Origin of the sequence: Flavobacterium jumunjinense, assembly GCF_021650975.2 — a bacterium.
GTDB classification, from domain to species: Bacteria; Bacteroidota; Bacteroidia; order Flavobacteriales; family Flavobacteriaceae; genus Flavobacterium; species Flavobacterium jumunjinense.
The window spans coordinates 2,546,357-2,567,067 of sequence record NZ_CP091285.1 but is presented as its reverse complement, the minus strand read 5'-3'; the positions used below and the strand labels follow the sequence as shown (position 1 = coordinate 2,567,067).

17 protein-coding genes, 4 tRNA genes and 1 pseudogene are annotated in these 20,711 nt (G+C 30.4%); 2 read left to right on the top strand and 20 right to left on the bottom strand.

Going from position 1 to position 20,711, the window contains the following annotated elements; genetic code table 11:
• Position 1 precedes the first annotated feature (1 nt).
• From secE to L2Z92_RS11225, 15 genes and pseudogenes are all read right to left on the bottom strand, one after another.
• Complete coding sequence (gene secE / locus L2Z92_RS11295; protein ID WP_236453029.1) at positions 2 to 196, bottom strand: preprotein translocase subunit SecE; 195 nt, start codon at positions 194 to 196, stop codon at positions 2 to 4.
• 16 nt (positions 197 to 212) lie between these two features.
• A tRNA-Trp gene (locus tag L2Z92_RS11290) sits at positions 213 to 284 on the bottom strand.
• 64 nt (positions 285 to 348) lie between these two features.
• The gene (gene tuf / locus L2Z92_RS11285; protein ID WP_236453026.1) at positions 349 to 1,536 is read right to left on the bottom strand and encodes an elongation factor Tu; all 1,188 of its coding nucleotides are present in this window, start codon (positions 1,534 to 1,536) and stop codon (positions 349 to 351) included.
• A 62-nt stretch (positions 1,537 to 1,598) separates the two neighbouring features.
• Positions 1,599 to 1,670, bottom strand: a tRNA-Thr gene (locus L2Z92_RS11280).
• 33 nt (positions 1,671 to 1,703) lie between these two features.
• Positions 1,704 to 1,784, bottom strand: a tRNA-Tyr gene (locus tag L2Z92_RS11275).
• A 45-nt stretch (positions 1,785 to 1,829) separates the two neighbouring features.
• Positions 1,830 to 1,903, bottom strand: a tRNA-Thr gene (locus L2Z92_RS11270).
• 90 nt (positions 1,904 to 1,993) lie between these two features.
• Entirely contained in the window at positions 1,994 to 2,296 is a 303-nt protein-coding gene (gene hpf, locus L2Z92_RS11265; protein ID WP_236453025.1) for a ribosome hibernation-promoting factor, HPF/YfiA family, read from the bottom strand.
• 41 nt (positions 2,297 to 2,337) lie between these two features.
• Positions 2,338 to 3,228, bottom strand: coding sequence for a tyrosine-type recombinase/integrase (locus L2Z92_RS11260; protein WP_236453022.1), 891 nt, complete (start codon positions 3,226 to 3,228; stop codon positions 2,338 to 2,340).
• Between the two features lie 80 nt (positions 3,229 to 3,308).
• Complete coding sequence (gene rpsU / locus L2Z92_RS11255) at positions 3,309 to 3,503, bottom strand: 30S ribosomal protein S21 (RefSeq protein ID WP_236453021.1); 195 nt, start codon at positions 3,501 to 3,503, stop codon at positions 3,309 to 3,311.
• A gap of 266 nt (positions 3,504 to 3,769) precedes the next feature.
• The gene (locus tag L2Z92_RS11250; protein ID WP_236453018.1) at positions 3,770 to 4,942 is read right to left on the bottom strand and encodes an acyl-CoA dehydrogenase family protein; all 1,173 of its coding nucleotides are present in this window, start codon (positions 4,940 to 4,942) and stop codon (positions 3,770 to 3,772) included.
• A 38-nt stretch (positions 4,943 to 4,980) separates the two neighbouring features.
• Positions 4,981 to 5,859: a helix-hairpin-helix domain-containing protein gene (locus L2Z92_RS11245; protein WP_236453011.1), complete on the bottom strand. Its 879-nt coding sequence runs from the start codon at positions 5,857 to 5,859 to the stop codon at positions 4,981 to 4,983.
• A gap of 47 nt (positions 5,860 to 5,906) precedes the next feature.
• Positions 5,907 to 6,062 carry a hypothetical protein gene (locus L2Z92_RS11240; RefSeq protein ID WP_236453008.1) on the bottom strand — a complete coding sequence of 52 codons (156 nt, stop codon included), beginning with the start codon at positions 6,060 to 6,062 and terminating at the stop codon, positions 5,907 to 5,909.
• Between the two features lie 19 nt (positions 6,063 to 6,081).
• Entirely contained in the window at positions 6,082 to 7,902 is a 1,821-nt protein-coding gene (locus L2Z92_RS11235; RefSeq protein WP_236453005.1) for a sodium-dependent transporter, read from the bottom strand.
• A gap of 82 nt (positions 7,903 to 7,984) precedes the next feature.
• The gene (locus L2Z92_RS11230; protein ID WP_236452998.1) at positions 7,985 to 8,203 is read right to left on the bottom strand and encodes a PspC domain-containing protein; all 219 of its coding nucleotides are present in this window, start codon (positions 8,201 to 8,203) and stop codon (positions 7,985 to 7,987) included.
• A gap of 30 nt (positions 8,204 to 8,233) precedes the next feature.
• A pseudogene (locus tag L2Z92_RS11225) lies at positions 8,234 to 8,848 on the bottom strand (DUF2851 family protein); the annotation flags it as partial.
• Between the two features lie 52 nt (positions 8,849 to 8,900).
• On the opposite strand from L2Z92_RS11225, the gene L2Z92_RS21505 reads away from it, so the two are divergent.
• Positions 8,901 to 10,258 (top strand): IS3 family transposase gene (locus L2Z92_RS21505; RefSeq protein WP_407647538.1). Its coding sequence is split into 2 segments (ribosomal slippage): positions 8,901 to 9,381 and positions 9,381 to 10,258, totalling 1,359 coding nucleotides; the frame shifts between segments, so codons are not numbered across the junction.
• A gap of 31 nt (positions 10,259 to 10,289) precedes the next feature.
• On the opposite strand, the gene L2Z92_RS11210 is transcribed toward L2Z92_RS21505, so the two are convergent.
• Positions 10,290 to 10,940: a DUF2851 family protein gene (locus L2Z92_RS11210; RefSeq protein ID WP_319800369.1), complete on the bottom strand. Its 651-nt coding sequence runs from the start codon at positions 10,938 to 10,940 to the stop codon at positions 10,290 to 10,292.
• A gap of 118 nt (positions 10,941 to 11,058) precedes the next feature.
• On the opposite strand from L2Z92_RS11210, the gene L2Z92_RS21500 reads away from it, so the two are divergent.
• Positions 11,059 to 12,416 (top strand): IS3 family transposase gene (locus tag L2Z92_RS21500; RefSeq protein ID WP_407647538.1). Its coding sequence is split into 2 segments (ribosomal slippage): positions 11,059 to 11,539 and positions 11,539 to 12,416, totalling 1,359 coding nucleotides; the frame shifts between segments, so codons are not numbered across the junction.
• A 70-nt stretch (positions 12,417 to 12,486) separates the two neighbouring features.
• Here L2Z92_RS21500 and L2Z92_RS11195 read toward each other — a convergent pair.
• The 4 genes from L2Z92_RS11195 to L2Z92_RS11180 all read right to left on the bottom strand — a co-directional run bounded on the left by L2Z92_RS11195 (position 12,487) and on the right by L2Z92_RS11180 (position 20,692).
• Positions 12,487 to 13,848 (bottom strand): pyridoxal-phosphate dependent enzyme, encoded by a 1,362-nt coding sequence (locus L2Z92_RS11195; RefSeq protein ID WP_236452993.1) that lies wholly within the window; start codon positions 13,846 to 13,848, stop codon positions 12,487 to 12,489.
• A 227-nt stretch (positions 13,849 to 14,075) separates the two neighbouring features.
• On the bottom strand, positions 14,076 to 15,998 hold the full coding sequence (locus L2Z92_RS11190) for a putative porin (RefSeq protein ID WP_236452991.1): 1,923 nt from the start codon (positions 15,996 to 15,998) through the stop codon (positions 14,076 to 14,078).
• An 86-nt stretch (positions 15,999 to 16,084) separates the two neighbouring features.
• On the bottom strand, positions 16,085 to 17,536 hold the full coding sequence (locus tag L2Z92_RS11185; protein ID WP_236452989.1) for a RagB/SusD family nutrient uptake outer membrane protein: 1,452 nt from the start codon (positions 17,534 to 17,536) through the stop codon (positions 16,085 to 16,087).
• Positions 17,537 to 17,548: 12 nt separating this feature from the next.
• A complete protein-coding gene (locus tag L2Z92_RS11180) occupies positions 17,549 to 20,692 on the bottom strand; it encodes a SusC/RagA family TonB-linked outer membrane protein (RefSeq protein ID WP_236452988.1) in 3,144 nt (1,047 codons plus the stop codon).
• Positions 20,693 to 20,711: the final 19 nt, after the last annotated feature.

The following is a 20,711-nucleotide window of genomic DNA, read 5'->3' as shown; positions in this document are numbered from 1 at the left end:
ATTATTTAAGTATATTAAAGAAACCCTCTAATGCTTTCACAAATAATTGATCAACACCATAAGTCAAAAGCGCGAAAATAACTGAAAAAAGAGCTACTACTATTGTTAATCTCTGAACTTCTGCCCATTCTGGCCAAGTTACATTAGCTTTCAATTCTTGAAATGCTTCTGAAATATAATTAGCGAATTTTGTCATTACTATATATAATTTGCACGGGCGGAGGGATTCGAACCCCCATCAATGGTTTTGGAGACCACTATACTAGCCCTTGTACTACGCCCGTTTATTAAACCAGTTCAGCTTTTAAAAACCGAACTGGTTTTTTTTATTTACAATAAACTAAATAATTAGTCTAATATTTCAGTTACCTGACCAGCACCAACTGTTCTACCACCTTCACGAACTGCGAAACGTAAACCAACTGATAATGCGATTGGACTTAATAATTGAACTTCAATAGTTAAGTTATCCCCTGGCATAACCATCTCTACACCTGCAGGTAAAGTAATAGTACCTGTTACATCCGTTGTACGAACATAAAACTGTGGACGGTAGTTATTATGGAATGGAGTATGACGTCCACCTTCTTCTTTTTTCAAGATATAAGCTTCTGCTTTAAAGTGAGCATGTGGCTTAACAGATCCTGGCTTAACAATAACCATTCCTCTTTTAATATCTTCTTTTGCAATACCTCTTAACAAGATACCAGCATTATCTCCTGCCTCACCTCTATCAAGGATTTGACGGAACATTTCAATACCTGTAATAGTAGAAGTTAACTTTTCAGCACCCATACCAATAATTTCAACAGCATCTCCTGTATTAGCAATACCAGTTTCGATACGACCTGTAGCAACAGTTCCACGACCTGTAATTGTAAATACATCTTCAACTGGCATCAAGAAAGGCTTATCTACTTCACGAGGTGGAATTTCAATCCAATTATCAACAGCTTCCATTAATTCTAAGATAGTAGCTACCCATTTAGCATCTCCATTTAATCCTCCTAATGCAGAACCTTGAATAACTGGTCCATTATCTCCATCATATTGATAGAAAGACAATAAATCTCTAATTTCCATCTCAACAAGCTCCAATAACTCAGCATCATCAACCATATCCACTTTATTCATGAATACTACCATTCTTGGAATACCTACTTGGCGACCTAAAAGGATATGCTCACGAGTTTGTGGCATTGGACCATCTGTAGCAGCAACTACTAAGATAGCTCCGTCCATTTGTGCAGCTCCAGTAACCATGTTCTTAACGTAATCCGCGTGACCTGGACAGTCAACGTGAGCGTAGTGACGGTTAGCTGTTGCATATTCTACATGTGAAGTATTAATTGTAATACCTCTTTCTTTTTCTTCTGGTGCGTTATCAATTTGATCAAACGATTTCGCTTCAGAAAAACCTGCATCAGACAATACTTTAGTAATTGCTGCTGTCAAAGTTGTTTTACCGTGATCTACGTGCCCAATAGTACCAATGTTTAAGTGTGGTTTGGAACGATCAAAATTTCCTTTTGCCATGATTTAATAATTTAATCTTAGTTATTTAATTAGTGTTCAAATATTTAAAAAAACAACCTGAGAGCCAATGACGGGATTTGAACCCGTGACCTCTTCCTTACCAAGGAAGTACTCTACCCCTGAGCTACACCGGCCGAAGACCTACAATAGCAGGATTGTTTTCTTTGTGGGGAGAGCAGGATTCGAACCTGCGAAGTTTTCACAGCAGATTTACAGTCTGCCCTCGTTGGCCGCTTGAGTATCTCCCCTTGCCATTTTCAATAATTTACTTTTTAAGCCATCTCTAAACTTAGAGCCAATGGAGGGACTCGAACCCACGACCTGCTGATTACAAATCAGCTGCTCTAGCCAGCTGAGCTACATCGGCAACTTGATAATAAAAAGTCCGCTATTTCTAACGGACTGCAAATGTATAAAAATTATTTTTCAATCAAAATTATTTTTGCTTTTTTTTTCATTAAACATGCATTCTTATTTTTTCCTTATACTTGATAAGCACTCTCTCTAAAGATTCTACTGAGACATCAACTGCTTCTTCAAAGGTCTTACACGTCTTTTTTACAATAAACTCATCTCCCGGAACATTTATTTTTACCTCTATAGTTTTATTCTCTTTATCGCTTGTATTTTCTAGTTTCAGAAAAACATCTGACGAAATTACTCTATCATAATACTTTTCAAGTTTATCTAATTTCTCTTGAATAAAATTGACTAATTTTTTGTCAATATTAAAATTAACAGCCTGAACATTTACTTTCATACTCTAAATAGTTTATTTATGGTTAGACAAATGAATTATTATCAACTTCTAGGATGCGCATCTTTATACACTTTCTTTAACTCACTCAAACTGCTGTGTGTGTAAATCTGAGTAGACGACAAACTAGCATGCCCTAATAATTCTTTTACAGAATTTAAATCGGCTCCATTATTTAACAAATGCGTTGCAAACGAATGCCTAAGAACATGAGGACTCTTTTTTACTTTAAGAGACACAGCACTAAAGTAATCATTAATTAAACGATAGACAAATGATTCCCCTATTTTATTTCCTTTTTTAGACAAAATTAACAAGTCCTCAAAACCCTCCGACACCTTCATCCTCCTTAACTCAATGTATTTCAACAACAAGACTTCCGTACACTTTAAAAGAGGTAAAATTCGCTCTTTATTCCTTTTACCTAAAACCTTAATTATTTTATTCGAAAAATCAACATTTCGCAACTTTAAATTTATCAATTCTGCCCTCCGAATACCTGTCGCATAAAATAATTCTATCACCAATTGATCTCGAACACCATCAAAATCATCTGAAAAATCATTCAACTCAAAAACATCTTTAATTTCTTTTTCAGAAAAAGATACTTGCACTTTTTTCGACACTTTTAAAGATTTATGTTTCAATAACGGGTTTACTGTTATCACTTTTATTTTAAGCAAAAACAAATAGAAAGACTTCAAAGACGACACCTTTCTATTTACAGTTTTATTAGAAACCCCAGATTCAACCAAACTAACTATCCAAGACCTAATTAAAGAATAACCAACATCTACAAACTGAACTCCTTCATGAAAATCAAATAAAAAAACACCAAAACTCTCAACATCTGAAACATAAGCCTTCAGAGTAAGCTTTGAATAATTCTTTTCTTTAATTAAATAATCTTGATATGCTATTAAATTTTCATCCATAATTATTAAACAAAAAACCGTTAAGAAACAAAGTTACACTTTATTTCCTAACGGTTTTATTATATAATTCTAAAAAATTATTAAGACTCTAGTGACTCTTTTAATCTTTGAATATAAGCAGCTTTCTGAATCTGAGCTCTTTTAACAATTGATGGCTTGTGAAAAGCTTGACGTGATCTCAATTGACGAACAGTTCCAGTTTTATCGAATTTTCTTTTATAACGCTTTAACGCTTTATCGATATTTTCTCCGTCTTTAATAGGTATAATTAACATAGTTTAGGCACCCCCTTTCATTTAGACTGCAAAAGTAGTGATTTTTTATTTATATCCTAATTAAAAAAAACATTCTTTTATAGCTATTTATCACCAAACTCATTATTCAATAGCCCAGATAGAGACGATATCCTTTTATTTATTTGAAAAATAAATGAAAGATAAAGGCGAAAGCTGGAAATAGCTTCTAAATAAAAAAAACTGCTCAAAATGAACATGCCCCAAAAAGTTAGACACTATTTGGGGCATTTTTTATTTAAACTCAGTTAATGTTTAACTGCTGGTTTATAATCTTTATTATCAATTATCATTTTTGATAAAATTTCTTTTAAAATTTCAGATGTTCCCCCTCCAATTGGACCAAGACGACTATCTCTTAACAAACGCGCTAATGGATATTCCTCCATATAACCATAACCGCCTAACATTTGCAAACAACTATAAATTGTTTCGTCTGCTACTTTTGTTGATTTTAACTTAGCCATGGTAGCTTCTTTAACCACATATTCTCCTTTATCTAATCTAGCCACAGCAGCGTAATTAAATAATTTACAATGTTCTACATCTGTTGCATGTTCTACAATTGTATGCCTTAATGCTTGAAACTTATTTATAGTTTTCCCAAACGCTTCACGTTGTGACATATACTCAATTGTATAATCGATAGCATATTCAGCTCTTGCATGAGCATTTATAGCCATAATTAAACGTTCTAGAGCAAAATGTTGCATAATATACGGAAATCCTTTCCCTTCTTCTCCCATTAAATTTTCTTCTGGAATTTCAACATTATCAAATGCAATTTCTGCAGTATCTGATGCTCTCCATCCTAATTTATCGAGCTTTGTAGCTGTAACTCCTTTTAGATTACTATCCATAAGAAACATGCTTATTCCTTTATTACCAAGCTCTGGACTTGTTTTTGCAGCAATAACATAATAGTCGCAAAAAACACCATTTGTAATGAATGTTTTTGAACCGTTAATGATATACTTATTTCCTTTTTTAACAGCAGTAGTTCTCATTCCCGCAACATCACTTCCACCAAAAGGCTCTGTAATACACAAAGCTCCAATTTTATCACCTAAAATACTAGGCGCTAAATATTCTTGCTTAATTCGTTCATCACCTTCTGCATTTAAATGTGTCATTGCTAAATATGAATGCGCCCACATTGCCGCAGCAAAACCTGCCGATTTTATTTTCTGAAGCTCTTCTAAAAAAATAACTGTGTAAAACAAATCTAAATTTAATCCTCCATATGCTTCAGGATATCGAATGCCAAAAAAACCCATTTCTCCAAACTTTTTCCATATAAAACGCTCAATTGTTCCAGTTTTTTCCCATTTTTCAATATGTGGTACAACTTCTTTGTTTAAAAAATCTCGTAGGCTCTCTCTGAATAATTGATGCTCTTCCGTGAAGTATAATGAATTCATATATTTCGAATTGTTTTTATTGTTTTTATTGAATTTTTCTAATCAAAGCTCAAATATAAGGCTATTATTTTTAATTTTTCTAAAGGACAATTGTTAATTTTTGCCAAATCTTCAACATTTTTAAAATTACCATTCATACTCCTATAAGTAACTATTTCTTTTGCAAAACTATAATTAAAGTACGGAAATCTGGCTAGTTCTTTCATAGATGCAACATTGATTTTTACCTTCTTTACATCTTCATTTTCATTTACAAAAAATCTCTTTTTACAGCTTTCAAAAACTTCTGGAGAAACACCCCATACAAATTGCAATTGATCTATACTGGCAAATGAACCAAACTTCATTTTCTCACTTATAATAATGTCTGAAATTTTATCTCCAATTCCATAGACTTTCATTAAATCTTCTTTTGAAGCCATATTTATATCTACTGGAATTATTTTCTCCATTACTTTTTTCTCAAAATTAACAAAATTACTTTTTGTCTTTTTATTATTAATCCAATCTGGGAATTTAAAGTAAGGTTTGATTTTTGCCAGCAATTCAACTGAAACATTAGTCACTTTTTGAAACTCTTCAGCCGAATTGACAAATTTGTTCAATTTGCGAAATTCATGTAATCTATCAATTTCATCGGAAGACATTCCCAACTGATATCCTTTATAATCGGATATGAAATTTGGGTTGAATGGTTGAATAGTATATTTATATTCTTTAGACTGATCTTTAATACTGTCAATTTGACTTTGCATTGAAATCCAATACTTATCTTTTTCATGTATTGACTCACTTACAAAACTATTATCTTTAATACAAAAGATAAACACTTGTACACCAATAATTAGTAAAATCAATAAAAAAATCCCACTTCTATGTTCTCGCGAAAATAGAAAGTAGGATTTTAAATGTTTCATCTGTTTTTTCAAAATAGTTGTACTATATCAGATGTATATATTATAAATTAGTCATTTTGTCTAACTAATTCATCGTCATTCTCACTGTAAGAATCTGGTTCTTGTTTTGGTGGAATTGTTAATACTTTATAGAAAAAATAACTTGCAAAAGAAACTACTATTCCTTGAGCTGCTAACATTGTTATTAAGGCTGATGTGTTCATTTTTAGTTTTATTTTAAAGTTATAATGTTGCTCTACCTTCTTTTACTCTTTTTTTATATGCAAAATAAACTATTAAACATATTAAGGCAAACAATGAAAGTAATAACATTCTTCCGACGAATTTATATAACGTATTATTTGTAAAATCTCCTGTTGCAATTATATCATTAGGCTTTACAATATCGCCTTTCTGAACAACAACTACCTGATTTTTCTTTTCTTTGAATTTATATTCTTTAAAGTTAGTAAAATCAATTACTTTAACTTTTTCTGTTACTTTATCAAATACTTTCTTCGTGTCTTCAAAAGAGAATTTAACAGCATTAGCACTTACTTCAACAACAGTTCCTGAATTTTTTCCTTCCCCATCAAAATTTTCTGCATGAAATTCTTTTGCAAACCATTCCTTATTATTTGTATCGTTATCTTTTACCTTATCGATCCAATCTGGAATACTTGAAATCAACACCCATGCCAATAATGATGGTGTAACTATTAATATGATGTATTTATAGATTCTAGGTATTTTAATATCTGCACCACTATTAATTTCTGCCCATCCCTTTTTAATTCCAAAGATATATGAAAACAAAACTGTTTCTAGGAATGCAAAGACAACTAAACTTACAGTACCTGCCCAATAATCATACTGATCAAAAAGTCCTTCTTTATAAAATATCACTGTTGGAAGTCCCATAATTAGTACTAAACCACCAAAAGACCAAGCCCCTTTATTTTTAGACCAATTGAATTCGTCTTTCATGAAGCCCATCCAAGGTGTTCCCATTGCTAATGAAGATGTAATACCCGCAAAAAACAATAATCCAAACCAACAAACACCTGCAATAATCGCTAGTGAACTACCCCATTGCTGGAATAAATAAGGCATCGTTTGGAAAGCCATACCAAAACCTGCATTTTGAATTACCCAGTCTAAACCTAAATAACCAGCTGCAATTGGAATTACAATTAAACTTCCTAAAACTACCTCTACAAATTCATTCATAAAACCTGCAGAAACTGCATTTAACGCGATATCATCTTTAGATTTTAAGTAAGCTGCATAACAGTGAATAGTTCCCATACCTACAGAAAGCGTAAAGAATATTTGTCCTGCAGCTGCTAACCAAACTTTTGGACTTGTTAAAGAATCGAACTGTGGAGTCCACAAGAAGTTCAATCCGTCCCAAGCATTTGCATCTGGAAAAATATCAGATGCTCCAGAAGTACCAAGAGTTAACCCCCTAATTGCTAGAATTACACCAAATGAAATTAATAATGGCATACCAATTTTAGCAACTTTTTCAATACCGCCTAATCCTTTAGATAATATAAAAGTATTTAAAAGTAAACAGATTATATAAAAAATTACGGCTTCATAAGGAATACCCGTAGTTGATTCTGCAATATCTGTATATGATTCAAAAAAACCTGCAACTTGAGCTTGACTCATGTCACTAAACGTTCCAACTATTGAATGATAGACATAAGACATTGTCCATGACTCTATATAACAATAATATGCTGCAACGGCAATATTGGTAAAGATTCCAAAAACACCAATGTATTTCCATAATCTACCTTTTGCCATAGAATCTAAAATATAAGGTGTACTATGATTACCTGAACGACCTCCAAAACGACCAGAAGACCATTCTATAAATAATAATGGTATTCCCATTACTAAGAAACATACTAAATATGGAATAATAAAAGCTCCACCTCCATTTTGAACTGCTTGAACGGGAAAGCGAAGGAAATTACCTAATCCAACAGCGTTTCCAGCCATTGCCAAGATGAGTCCTACCCTTGAACCCCAAGATTCTGTTTTTGTTGACATATTAATTTATTGGTTGTTAATTTCTCAAAGATAAGAAAACTATCGAAAAAACAAAGAAAAGTTAATATATTGAAATTCAACATTACAAATCAAAAACAGATGAACGTTTTGTGTAAATCATATCTTTTAACTTCAAAAGAAAAGCTAAAGTTAAATAAACGCCAAAACCTAATCCAGCAGTCATAAAAGAAATGTAGATAAAAAACAAGCGAACGTTTGTTGCTCTCATTCCTAATTTATCTGCTAATCTAGAGGCAACAAAAAAGCCGTTCTTTTCGAAAAAATAAAGTATTTTATACATAAATTAACTTTCTATTTTTACCAAATGTAATTAATTTTTAATTAATTCTATACCAACATTACATTTAAGACATCTATTATGATTACAATATTCATTTTTTAATTGTATTAGACTTTGGGAATCGAATGCGTTTTTTATATCTAATTCTAACGATGCAAACTTTTTAACAACAGCATTGTTTTCTGGGTGAATTTGTTTTAATAAATTTATCAACTCTTCAAAATTCTCTGTTCCTAAATAATTTGAGTAGAGAAATTTAATTGGAATTATCGTATTTATAATTATTAAGTCTATAAAGGATTTCGTTGTTTTCTTCACCTTAAAGACACTTTCTTTTTCAAAATTATAATGAGTAGTCCAGTAGTTAGATGCTTTAACAGAAAACAAAGCGTATATATCTTCTACTTTATTAACCTCTATACATTTTGAAAAAGCATCTCCAACTATATTATACAATTCTGCAAATTGAGACAAACGTATTGTTGGAAAATTGTCTGGTCTGAGTTTAAAAAATTGAATTTCTTCTGAAATATTATCCTTTAATGCATATTTTATTTTTAAATACTGCCAATTTGTTTTTAAGCGATTACAATATTCATCTTGAAAATCTGACTCTAAAAGATTTGCCATTCCAAAAAACAAAGCTTCTAAATTTGAACATGCCCCAAAAAGTTAGACACTATTTGGGGCATTTTTTATGGAAAGAAAAGTCAAGTATTCTTATGCATTTAAGTTAGAATGTGTAGAATTAGTATTAAAGAAACATTATTCAAATTTATATGTTTCAAAGTTAAAAGGTCCAGACGAATCTAATATTCGTAAGTGGATTAGATTTTATAAAAGCTATGGGAAAGAGGGTTTATTGCCCAGGAGAAATCAAAGTTATTCAGCTGATTTTAAGCTAAAAGTATTAAAAACTATAGAAAAGGAATCACTTTCATTAATAGATACTTGTTTAAAGTTTAATATTCCTGATTTAGCTATTATTGTAAAATGGAAAAAAGATTTTGTTAACTTTGGTTTTGAAGGACTACAACCAAAAATTAAAGGAAGACCAAGATCTATGAATTTTAAAAGCAAAAAAAGCAAATCAGCTAAGCCACTAACCAGAGAAGAAGAACTTCTTAAGGAAAATGAAGCATTACGTTGTGAGAATGATTATTTAAAAAAGTTACAAGCCTTAATTCAGGCGGAAGAAAGAGCCAACAAGCGCTAGTCATAATGGAATTAAGGCATAAATATGATTTAAAAGTACTTTTAAATTATACAAATATGGCAAGAAGTAGTTTTTATTATCATCAAAAACAAAGTAAATTAAGTGATAAATATAGAGTAGTTAAAGAACTAATTAAATCGATTTATCACAAACATAAAGGTCGTTATGGTTATCGAAGAGTAACTGATGAACTTCAAAATAAAGGAATAATTATTAATCATAAAACAGTTTTCAGGTTAATGAAATTATTAGGATTAAAAAGCGTCATTAGAGTTAAAAAGTATAGATCATATAAAGGAGAGCATGGTAAAATAGCTCCTAATATTTTAGAAAGAAATTTTAAAGCAACAGCACCAAATCAAAAATGGGCAACTGATGTTACCGAGTTTAATGTCTCTGGAAAGAAGCTATATTTATCACCGATAATTGACTTATTTAATCAAGAAATTATTAGTTATGAGTTAACAGAACGACCTGTATTTAATCAGGTAGTTATGATGCTTAAAAAAGCATTTAAGAAAATACCAAATAAGACTAATTTAATTTTACACTCTGACCAAGGTTGGCAATATCAAATGAAGCACTATCAATATTTATTGAAACAAAAAGGGATTACACAAAGTATGTCTAGAAAAGCAAATTGTTTAGACAATGCCATTATTGAAAACTTCTTTGGAATATTAAAATCAGAGCTGTTTTATCTAAAAAAATACAAGTCTATTGAAGAATTAAAAAAGGAGATAATAGAATATATAAGTTATTATAATAATGAAAGAATTAAATCAAATTTAAACAAAATGAGCCCGATAAAATATCGAGCTCATTATTATCAAAATTAATTATAAATTTGTCTAACCTTTTGGGTGCAGTCTAATTTTCAACTTCGGATTTTTCTTTTCTAATTACAGAAAATGGAATTGATTTTGCAATTTCGAGAAAAGAATCTCCATTTATATTTAAACCAAAATTTTTTGCTAACAAACAAAAAAGCACTGCATCCCAATCGTTTTTAGTTTCAACAAGCAAACTTGAAATGAACTCTGATTTTCGTTCTAGTCGTTCAAAAAATAGTCTTTCTTTCCAATTCGACCACTTAAAATTATCGATTTTATTAATTTGATTCTCACAGTTAATCCATTTTTTAGGTCTAAACAAATCTTTATACCTATTGACATCTGATAGTTTTATATATTGTTTTAATTCTAAAACAGGAATTTCTGTATTATTACTTCTATAAATTTCTATATCATGTTCCCAGACAACATGCAAAATGACATTATCGTAATTCTTGTCTTTTTCATGATTATGCAAATACCAATCTGATGATTTAACATGAATTTCAATATTTCCAGCCCATTTTTGATTGGCTATTATGAGCTGTGCATTAAAAAAATCTGGACCTGAAGTTTGAAGGTATTGTCCAAATTTGAGAATTTCAATTTTCTCCTTTTTCGTAGTAAACAATTGGGTTACATCAATTCTTTTATGCAACCAAACATGGTGTAAAAAATCTTCTTTCATTCTGTGGCTTATACTAATTAATTGGCTTATACTAAAGTACAAATATACAGAAAAAACAAAACCTGCAAATCAAAGTGAACATGCCCCAAAAAGTTAGACACTATTTGGGGCATTTTTTATGGAAAGAAAAGTCAAGTATTCTTATGCATTTAAGTTAGAATGTGTAGAATTAGTATTAAAGAAACATTATTCAAATTTATATGTTTCAAAGTTAAAAGGTCCAGACGAATCTAATATTCGTAAGTGGATTAGATTTTATAAAAGCTATGGGAAAGAGGGTTTATTGCCCAGGAGAAATCAAAGTTATTCAGCTGATTTTAAGCTAAAAGTATTAAAAACTATAGAAAAGGAATCACTTTCATTAATAGATACTTGTTTAAAGTTTAATATTCCTGATTTAGCTATTATTGTAAAATGGAAAAAAGATTTTGTTAACTTTGGTTTTGAAGGACTACAACCAAAAATTAAAGGAAGACCAAGATCTATGAATTTTAAAAGCAAAAAAAGCAAATCAGCTAAGCCACTAACCAGAGAAGAAGAACTTCTTAAGGAAAATGAAGCATTACGTTGTGAGAATGATTATTTAAAAAAGTTACAAGCCTTAATTCAGGCGGAAGAAAGAGCCAACAAGCGCTAGTCATAATGGAATTAAGGCATAAATATGATTTAAAAGTACTTTTAAATTATACAAATATGGCAAGAAGTAGTTTTTATTATCATCAAAAACAAAGTAAATTAAGTGATAAATATAGAGTAGTTAAAGAACTAATTAAATCGATTTATCACAAACATAAAGGTCGTTATGGTTATCGAAGAGTAACTGATGAACTTCAAAATAAAGGAATAATTATTAATCATAAAACAGTTTTCAGGTTAATGAAATTATTAGGATTAAAAAGCGTCATTAGAGTTAAAAAGTATAGATCATATAAAGGAGAGCATGGTAAAATAGCTCCTAATATTTTAGAAAGAAATTTTAAAGCAACAGCACCAAATCAAAAATGGGCAACTGATGTTACCGAGTTTAATGTCTCTGGAAAGAAGCTATATTTATCACCGATAATTGACTTATTTAATCAAGAAATTATTAGTTATGAGTTAACAGAACGACCTGTATTTAATCAGGTAGTTATGATGCTTAAAAAAGCATTTAAGAAAATACCAAATAAGACTAATTTAATTTTACACTCTGACCAAGGTTGGCAATATCAAATGAAGCACTATCAATATTTATTGAAACAAAAAGGGATTACACAAAGTATGTCTAGAAAAGCAAATTGTTTAGACAATGCCATTATTGAAAACTTCTTTGGAATATTAAAATCAGAGCTGTTTTATCTAAAAAAATACAAGTCTATTGAAGAATTAAAAAAGGAGATAATAGAATATATAAGTTATTATAATAATGAAAGAATTAAATCAAATTTAAACAAAATGAGCCCGATAAAATATCGAGCTCATTATTATCAAAATTAATTATAAATTTGTCTAACCTTTTGGGTGCAGTCTAAAGACTTACAGGTTTTTTAATAAAAAAATTATTTATTTATTTTATTGAACTTATTACATCGTGTTTTGTAATAATATGATGCTTCCCGTTTTCTAATTCAACTAAAACCGCTTGATTATCTTTATTAATTAATTTAGAGATTTCTTCCATTGAAGCTGTTGCTTTAACAATTGGATATGGCTTACCCATTATATCTTTTATCGGTTTATCAGCAATATTTTTATCTTCAACATAACTTCTGAACAAATCTGTCTCATCAATACTACCTACAAAACCAGTTGTATCTATAACAGGAATCTGTGATATTTTATACCTTTTTAATCTTTCAATTGCATGAGATACTAATTCTTCAGTTCTAACAATCACTAAAGGTTTATCTTGATGATCTTTAATCAAATCTACAGCTTTTGTTACTTCTTCTTCTAAGAAACCTCTTTCACGCATCCAATCATCATTGAACATTTTACCTACATATCTGCTTCCTGAATCATGAAATAGAACAACTACAACATCATCTGGTTTAAAATTGTCCTTTAATTGCAATAACCCTTTAATTGCAGCACCAGCTGAATTTCCTACAAAAATTCCTTCTTCCAAAGCTAATCTTCTTGTATATACAGCTGCATCTTTGTCTGTTACTTTAGTAAAGCCATCTATTAAAGAAAAATCAACATTCTTAGGTAAAATATCTTCACCAATTCCTTCCGTTATATAAGAATAAATTTCGTTTTCATCGAAAATTCCTGTTTCATGATACTTCTTAAATACAGAACCATAAGTATCAATTCCCCAAACTTTAACATTTGGATTTTTTGCTTTTAAATATTTTGCAACACCAGAAATTGTACCTCCTGTTCCAACACCTACAACAAAATGTGTAATTTTACCGTCGGTTTGTTCCCAAAGCTCTGGGGCCGTTTGTTCATAATGCGCAAGTGCATTACTTGGATTATCATACTGATTAACATACCAAGAATTTTCAGTCTCTTCAGCTAAACGTTTTGAAACCGAGTAATATGATCTAGGGTCTGATGGTTCAACATCTGTAGGACAAACTACAACTCTTGCTCCAACAGCTCTAAGTATGTCCATTTTTTCTTTAGACTGCTTATCCGAAATAACACAAATTAATTTATAACCTCTAACAATAGCAACTAAAGCCAATCCCATTCCTGTATTTCCAGAAGTTCCTTCTATAATAGTTCCACCTGGTTTTAGTCTTCCATCAGCTTCCGCATCGTCAATCATTTTCACAGCCATTCTATCTTTAACAGAATTACCTGGATTGAATGTTTCTACTTTTGCTAGAACTAAAGCATCAATTTCTTTAGTTAAATTATTTATTTTTACTAATGGTGTATTACCAATAGTTTCTAATATATTTTTTGCGTATTTCATTTTTTAAGATATTGTTCACATCGTTTAAAACTAATGCTTTTAGATTTTATTAATTTATTTAAAATTTATTTTTTTTTTGCAAAGATAGCGTGAATATTAAGAATACAAAAAAGAAAATAGCCAACTCTATAACCCTGATGGAAGTGATAGCTTTCTGAACTAGTTTCAGAAACTAAAACGAACAGCAGGAATATGGAAAACAAGAATGCAACAACTTTCGTTTCAGATTATTTAAAGAAATTCCACACTATTCCAAATCTAACGATAAAATCTCTGTAAGGATAATTTGGTGCTGAATAGAAATTATATCCTGTCATTGAGGAGTTAAAATGTTCTGCCTTTAGAAAAAGTCTAGCTTGTTTTACTTTTGCATTTATAAAGAAATCGATCATTGGGAAACCACCAATTTTTCTTTCACTTTGAGTATAAAACTCTCCTAATAATGGATTATAATCATTAGCATAATATTCTGTAAAATAATTAAAAATTATACCGGTTTGAATAAACATTGCCTTTTTAAAAACATGTTCTGAAAAATATAAAGAATTTCTAGTTACAAACTGAGGTACGTTTAATTTTTTATCAGAATTTTCTACGTTTTGACACAAAAAAGTATTATCTAGTGCTAATTTCCAAAACTTAATTTCATTAGAGGCTTTTACAGAAGCGTAAGTTATAGTTTTATCTGACTGAAACGGTTTAACATTTAATTTTGTTATATCGTTTAATACATTGTCAAAATACAAATAATCATCTAAAATAGCATATTTAGCTTCTAGTTTTACCCATTTGGATAAAGCAGAAACTTGAAATTGATTTGTTTTTTCATTTTTGAAATTATTAAACCAATTATAATCTATATAACTACTTTGATAAAGTGTGTAATTTAAATTAGGAAGACTATTTATTTTTTGATACTCAAATTGAATTTTAAAATCATTATTCAATTTATAATCTAATGAAGCTTGAATATTAGAGACCGATTGTTTAGTAATTGAATTGGAAGCTAATAATTTTAAATTGAATTTATTAATTTTATAATCTAAATTTCCACCAACTGATGTTATTCTATCATTTATAGCATTTGGCACAGAAATATTTCCAACATTATCATAAACAACACTTTTATAAAAATAATTATAATTATTATCATCAATAAAAACTGAAATATCACCGTATTTATCTGTAGTGAATCCTAATCCTAATTTATTATACAAATGATTATATCTTGTTTTATTATTTATTGTACCAGATAAAGAGTTACCAAATCTTTCATTTGAAGTTATTTGTTCAAAATTAAAAAATTTATATTCATAATTAAATTGGTGAAGAATAACGAAACTATTAGAATTATCCTTACTCAGTTTATAAGAATGATCTATTAAAAATCTATTTCCTTTCAATAAAGAAGTAGCATCATTAAAATAGACATCTAATCTTTCTCTTTGATTATAGGGTTGTTCACTTAATTCAAAAAGATTGATATCTTTTATCCCTCCATTTTCTTGATTAGAAATATCTTGCCCTGTAAAATGTGCATTTAAATGATATCTTTTGTCTGTAGTAAAATAACTTGTAGTAAATCTGAAATTTCCAGAACTTGAAATATTATTTATATACTTACCTATTGAACGTATTCCTTTATAAGCAATTGAAAAATTTAAATTTGGTTTGGTATTCACTGTCAAAAAAGCATCAACAGATTGCCCTTGCTCCATTACAGTCTTAAAATAAAGATCAGACAACGGTGTAGGAACATTATAATATTTTATGTCCTCTACCTCAAGATAATTAAAATGTTTACCAGAAAATCCCATTACTGGATTTACCTTTTTTCTGATTAAACCAAAGTCTAAAGTATTATAAGTATGTCCTTCATTAGCAAATGCAATTAATCCGAAAATATCTTTACGAAGTAAATTATATTTATACTCTTTAGCGATTGATAAAGTAGTATCGACAAAGGTAGTGTCTTTTTCTAATGTATAAATCTTGTAGAGACTAATAGGTGGTTTTTCTTCTTTTTTCTTGAGAGAAAAAGGTGACTTCTCTTTTTCCTCAGAAGAACCATTATTTTGTAGCGAATTATCTCTTTGAGAAAAAATAAGATTCAAAAAGAAAACAAAGAATAAAATGAGCAGTTTTTTCATTACATAGTAAATATGAGCAAATGTAATGAGAATTTAGGGAATAAAAAAAGACCTACATTTCTGTAGGTCTTAAATATTTGATAAAATTAATCAACAGGATTTTGATCTGATTGACTAATATTTGGATTTAAATCAATTTCTCTCTGAGGAATTAACATATTCCAATTATTTGAAGTTGCAGGAACTACATCAAAAATTCCATAACCAACTACAGCACGAGTTGCATTACCAACTCTTTGCATCGATTTTTGATGTCTCTTCATATCATAAAAGTCAACACCAATCTCGCCGTACAATTCTTTTCTTCTTTCAACTAATACTTCATCAATAAAAGTATTTAAGTCTGCTGCCGTTGATAAAACAGCATCTGGATCTCTTAGTAATTGGAAAGTCAATAAATCTTGTTTAGCTCCAACTAAATTTGAATGTGCTTTCGCTTCGATTTCGATTAACTTCATTTCTGAAGCTCTCATACAAACAAGATTTCCAGTCAAATCAGAAACATCTCTAAATTTTCTAGTTCTGTACATTTTACCAGAAGCTAAAGTTTGTCCTGTTGTTACGATTAAAGATCTACGAATATCATTTGCTCCAAATAAATTATAAAAATCAGAGTTTATAAAAATATCTTTATAACCTGCAGCTCTATCATGATCAATAAATGAATAGAAAGATGCAAATCCCCAATTTTCACTAGCTATAAAAGGGAATCCCCATAACCATTCTGCATTGTTATAATCATTAAATCCAGCAACATATGTTGTATTATCCATTAAAGGAAAACCAACTTGAGCATCAGCAGCCATTTGTTGTGCTCTTGTATAATCTTGTTTTTCTAATGCAACTCTTGCAAAGATACCTTTAGCAACATTAACATTCACTCTATACTTATCCCCAAACCTATTTGTCCCCAATAAAGAAATTGCTTCATTTAAGTCAGAATAGATTTGATCATAAACTTGTTGTACAGTACCCCTTGGCTTACCCACTGCATCAGCAACAGACAAATCTAAAGGAATTCCAGGTAAATTAGGGTTTTTGGCATACGTAAATTGAAAAGTACGAACTAAATTATAAAAAGCTAAAGCTCTCATACTCAAAGCCTGACCTCTATATGCATCAATTCTATCCTGACTCATTCCATCAGAATTAATATCTAAAACATACATTACATTATTAGCATGAAAAACTAATTTGTAAAACATCTCCCAAATGTAAACATTTCTTCTAGCGTTTGCGCTAGCAACTACATCCCATCTGTGTTCAAAAATATACCAGTTAAAATCTGGAACTTGTAAATCTCTACCCATAACCTCTGATCCTAAATCAAAAGACTTAGAAGTTGCAACATCATGCGCTCCTCCATAGAAATCTCTGTATGCCCCATACATACCTACCAGCGCTAATTCAGGTGTAACTACACTACCAGCAACCTCATCAGTAGGTTGTGGCTCACTTAGGTAACTCTCTACATCACAAGACACAAAGGCAAGTGAAGCAATTACCAAAAATATAAAGCTATAAAAAATTCTTTTCATAATATTTTTTTTTTAAAGTTTAACGTTAATACCAAAAGTTAATGTTTTTAACATTGTAGTATTATCACTCGTTTGACCATCATAAGATTGTTCTGGATCATCAATGTTATCCTCTTTTTTCCAAGTAAAATAATTATCCGCAGAAACATATAAACGCATTGAAGCTATGTTTGCTTTATCTAATATTTTTCTATCCAAAGAATATCCTAAAGAAACAGTTCTTAAACGAACAAAATCTCCTTTTTGTAACCATCTAGTAGATCTAGAGTTTGATTGATCATTATCTAAAGATAACAATGGTACATCTGTTACATCTCCAGGCTGTTCCCAAGCATCATAAATATTTGGGTGTAATTGAGATCCTGGGTTAGAACCGTGAAAACCATGCATTAAACCAGCATAATCACCATTATATATATAATTACCAAAACGGTATGCCATTACAATATTCAAATCAAAATTTTTGTATTTGAACATATTTGCAAAACGACCATCAAAATCAGGTAAAGCAGATTTACCAGTGTAGTATCTTGTTGCATTAGCATAAGTTGAAGTCGTAGTTTGACCAGTAACATTACCATTAACATCTAAAACATCTTGGTACCATAAAGGCGCTCCAGTTGCAGAATCTACGCCTGCCCATTCTTGCATGTAAAATTCATATCTATCATGACCAGTATCCCAGTTAAAAGTACCTGTTAAATTAGGTGCCTTAATATAATCGATATTGTTTTTCACACTTGAAATTGAAAAACTAGAATTCCAAGAAAAATTATCATTACTCACATTTACTGAGTTAATTTCTAACTCCCAACCTTTATTTGTCATAGAAGCGGAATTAACCCAAGTTGGTAACCCACCATTCTCAGAAGGCGGTAAAAACTCTCTATAGATTAAGTCAGTGATTTTATTATTATAATATTCAAAAGATCCATTAATTCTATTTTTAAAGAATCCAAAATCTAAACCAATATTTGTTTTCTTATGCACTTCCCAAGTTAAATTTGGGTTAGAATTTCTAGTAGGAACTAAACCACTTGAAGTCATAATATCCCCTCCATCCCCATTTCCATTAGCTCCAAAATAAGGAAATAAGAACTGTGATGAGCTACCAATATCTTCATTTGGCACTAAACCATAACTCGCTCTAATTTTAATTAAATCCAAGTTATTTATTCCTTCTAAGAAACTCTCATTTGTTAGTGTCCAAGAACCTCCAACAGACCAACTGTTCACCCATCTATTATCACCAATAAACCTTGATGAAGCATCACGTCTAAAAGTTCCACTAATTGCATATCTTCTATCAAAACTATAATCTCCTCTACCAAAGAAACTAAATAATCTATTTTGAAGTGTTAAAGAACCTACACTTGCAGGTGTAGTTGCTAAATCTAATTCATCTAATCCTGCTAAAGGAAAACCAGTACCAGAAGCATTCATAGATTTAAATGTAGTATCATACATTTCTTGACCTGCTAATAAAGAGATTTTATGCTTTTCAGCTAAAGTCTTATTATATGATAATGTATTAAACCAAGTAAAAGACTGTGTAACATCTCTATCCTTAGTACTTCTACCGTTAACAGCAGTACCAGAACCAAAACGAGGATCTTGATAAGTATTACCTTCAATTAAATAGAAGTTATATGAATACTGAGATTTTAATTTTAAATCTTTTGCAAAACTTATTTCAATATATGGTGCTATATCAAAACTTGTTCTATCGTATTTATTTAAATTGTTATTTGCTATAAAAAGAGGACTATAAGGTGAGTAAAAACCTCTAGTTCCACCACCATTAGCACCATCACCCCAATCATAAATAGGTTCTCCATTACCATCTAAAACTAAAGAACCATCAACAACTGAACGAGTATAAACAGGATATATATTAGATACAGAACGAGTAAACGCTAGATTATTCGAAAATGCATTATCACCTTGTGTTGGTACATTTGAAAATGAATCAGAGAAACCTCCTACAAAACCAACTTTTAACCATTTTTTAGCTTCTGTTTCTAGATTGAATCTCCCACTTACCCTTTTAAATTTAGAGTTTAACATTATACCATCTTGATCTAAGAAGTTTCCAGAAAGAAAATAATTAGTTTTATCAGTATTACCACTGTAAGATAAATTAACATCTTGTCTGAATGCTTTTTGAGTAACTAAATCATACCAATCAGTATCATATAACAATTCTGCTCCTGCAACAACATTTCCGTTGTTATCAATTGGCTGAGCAACATTGAAAGGATTGTACCCTCCTGTTTGACCTGTCAAAGTAGTTGATGCTAAGTTTGAAGCAGTTGCCTGATCCAAACCTCCATTAATAAATGAATTTCTAGATGCTTTCCATATTAATTGCATCATTTGAGTTGCATCTACATAATCATATTCTTTCATTGCTTTATCTGAAATACCGTAAGAAGTAGCAAAACTAAATTGACCTGAGCCATTTTTGTTTTTACCTTTTTTAGTTGTCAATACAATAACTCCTCTTGCTCCTCTATTTCCATAAATAGCAACAGCATCAGCATCTTTAAGTACAGTTTGACTTTGTAAATCATCAAAGTTAATTGTATTTAAATTCCCTCTATACTCAGCTCCATCTAATATAATAAGTGGATTCAAATTTCCATTTAAAGAAGCAGGACCTCTTAAACGAATTGTAGGATTTGAACCTGGTTGCCCTGAGTTATTAACAACCTGAACACCCGCAACTCCTACTAAAGCCTCTCCAATAGTAGTTACTTTCTGATCTCCTAAGTCTTCTCTTGTGATAACTGAATATGACCCAGTAATATCCTCTTTTTTCTTAACTTGGTAACCACTAACAACAACTTCATTTGCTATTACAACATCCTCTTGTAAAGTCACATTAATTGTTTTACTTGCCCCTACTGCCACTACTCTGCTTTTGTAACCTAAGTAACTGAAAGTTAATTCATCACCAACAGTAGCACTGATTTCAAAACCTCCATCAAAATTAGTAATAACACCTTTTTGTGTTCCAGAAACTGTTACCGACGCACCAGGAAGAGGACCCTGACTATCAGAAACAATACCAGAAATAGTTTTTACTTGCGCAAATGAAACACCGTTCATTAAGAGCACAAATAGAAAACAAATCAATTTAAAATTTAATTTCATAATATTTGTATTTGGTTAA

What these genes read in the sequence shown, in the direction of transcription:
- L2Z92_RS11230 (WP_236452998.1), bottom strand. Translation starts at nt 8,203, where the DNA reads ATGTATAAAATACTTTATTTTTTCGAAAAGAACGGCTTTTTTGTTGCC.
- L2Z92_RS11260 (WP_236453022.1), bottom strand. Translation starts at nt 3,228, where the DNA reads ATGGATGAAAATTTAATAGCATATCAAGATTATTTAATTAAAGAAAAG.
- secE (WP_236453029.1), bottom strand. Translation starts at nt 196, where the DNA reads ATGACAAAATTCGCTAATTATATTTCAGAAGCATTTCAAGAATTGAAA.
- L2Z92_RS11185 (WP_236452989.1), bottom strand. Translation starts at nt 17,536, where the DNA reads ATGAAAAGAATTTTTTATAGCTTTATATTTTTGGTAATTGCTTCACTT.
- rpsU (WP_236453021.1), bottom strand. Translation starts at nt 3,503, where the DNA reads ATGTTAATTATACCTATTAAAGACGGAGAAAATATCGATAAAGCGTTA.
- L2Z92_RS11180 (WP_236452988.1), bottom strand. Translation starts at nt 20,692, where the DNA reads ATGAAATTAAATTTTAAATTGATTTGTTTTCTATTTGTGCTCTTAATG.
- L2Z92_RS11240 (WP_236453008.1), bottom strand. Translation starts at nt 6,062, where the DNA reads ATGAACACATCAGCCTTAATAACAATGTTAGCAGCTCAAGGAATAGTA.
- hpf (WP_236453025.1), bottom strand. Translation starts at nt 2,296, where the DNA reads ATGAAAGTAAATGTTCAGGCTGTTAATTTTAATATTGACAAAAAATTA.
- L2Z92_RS11210 (WP_319800369.1), bottom strand. Translation starts at nt 10,940, where the DNA reads ATGAAAGAAGATTTTTTACACCATGTTTGGTTGCATAAAAGAATTGAT.
- L2Z92_RS11190 (WP_236452991.1), bottom strand. Translation starts at nt 15,998, where the DNA reads ATGAAAAAACTGCTCATTTTATTCTTTGTTTTCTTTTTGAATCTTATT.
- L2Z92_RS11195 (WP_236452993.1), bottom strand. Translation starts at nt 13,848, where the DNA reads ATGAAATACGCAAAAAATATATTAGAAACTATTGGTAATACACCATTA.
- L2Z92_RS11250 (WP_236453018.1), bottom strand. Translation starts at nt 4,942, where the DNA reads ATGAATTCATTATACTTCACGGAAGAGCATCAATTATTCAGAGAGAGC.
- L2Z92_RS11235 (WP_236453005.1), bottom strand. Translation starts at nt 7,902, where the DNA reads ATGTCAACAAAAACAGAATCTTGGGGTTCAAGGGTAGGACTCATCTTG.
- L2Z92_RS11245 (WP_236453011.1), bottom strand. Translation starts at nt 5,859, where the DNA reads ATGAAACATTTAAAATCCTACTTTCTATTTTCGCGAGAACATAGAAGT.
- tuf (WP_236453026.1), bottom strand. Translation starts at nt 1,536, where the DNA reads ATGGCAAAAGGAAATTTTGATCGTTCCAAACCACACTTAAACATTGGT.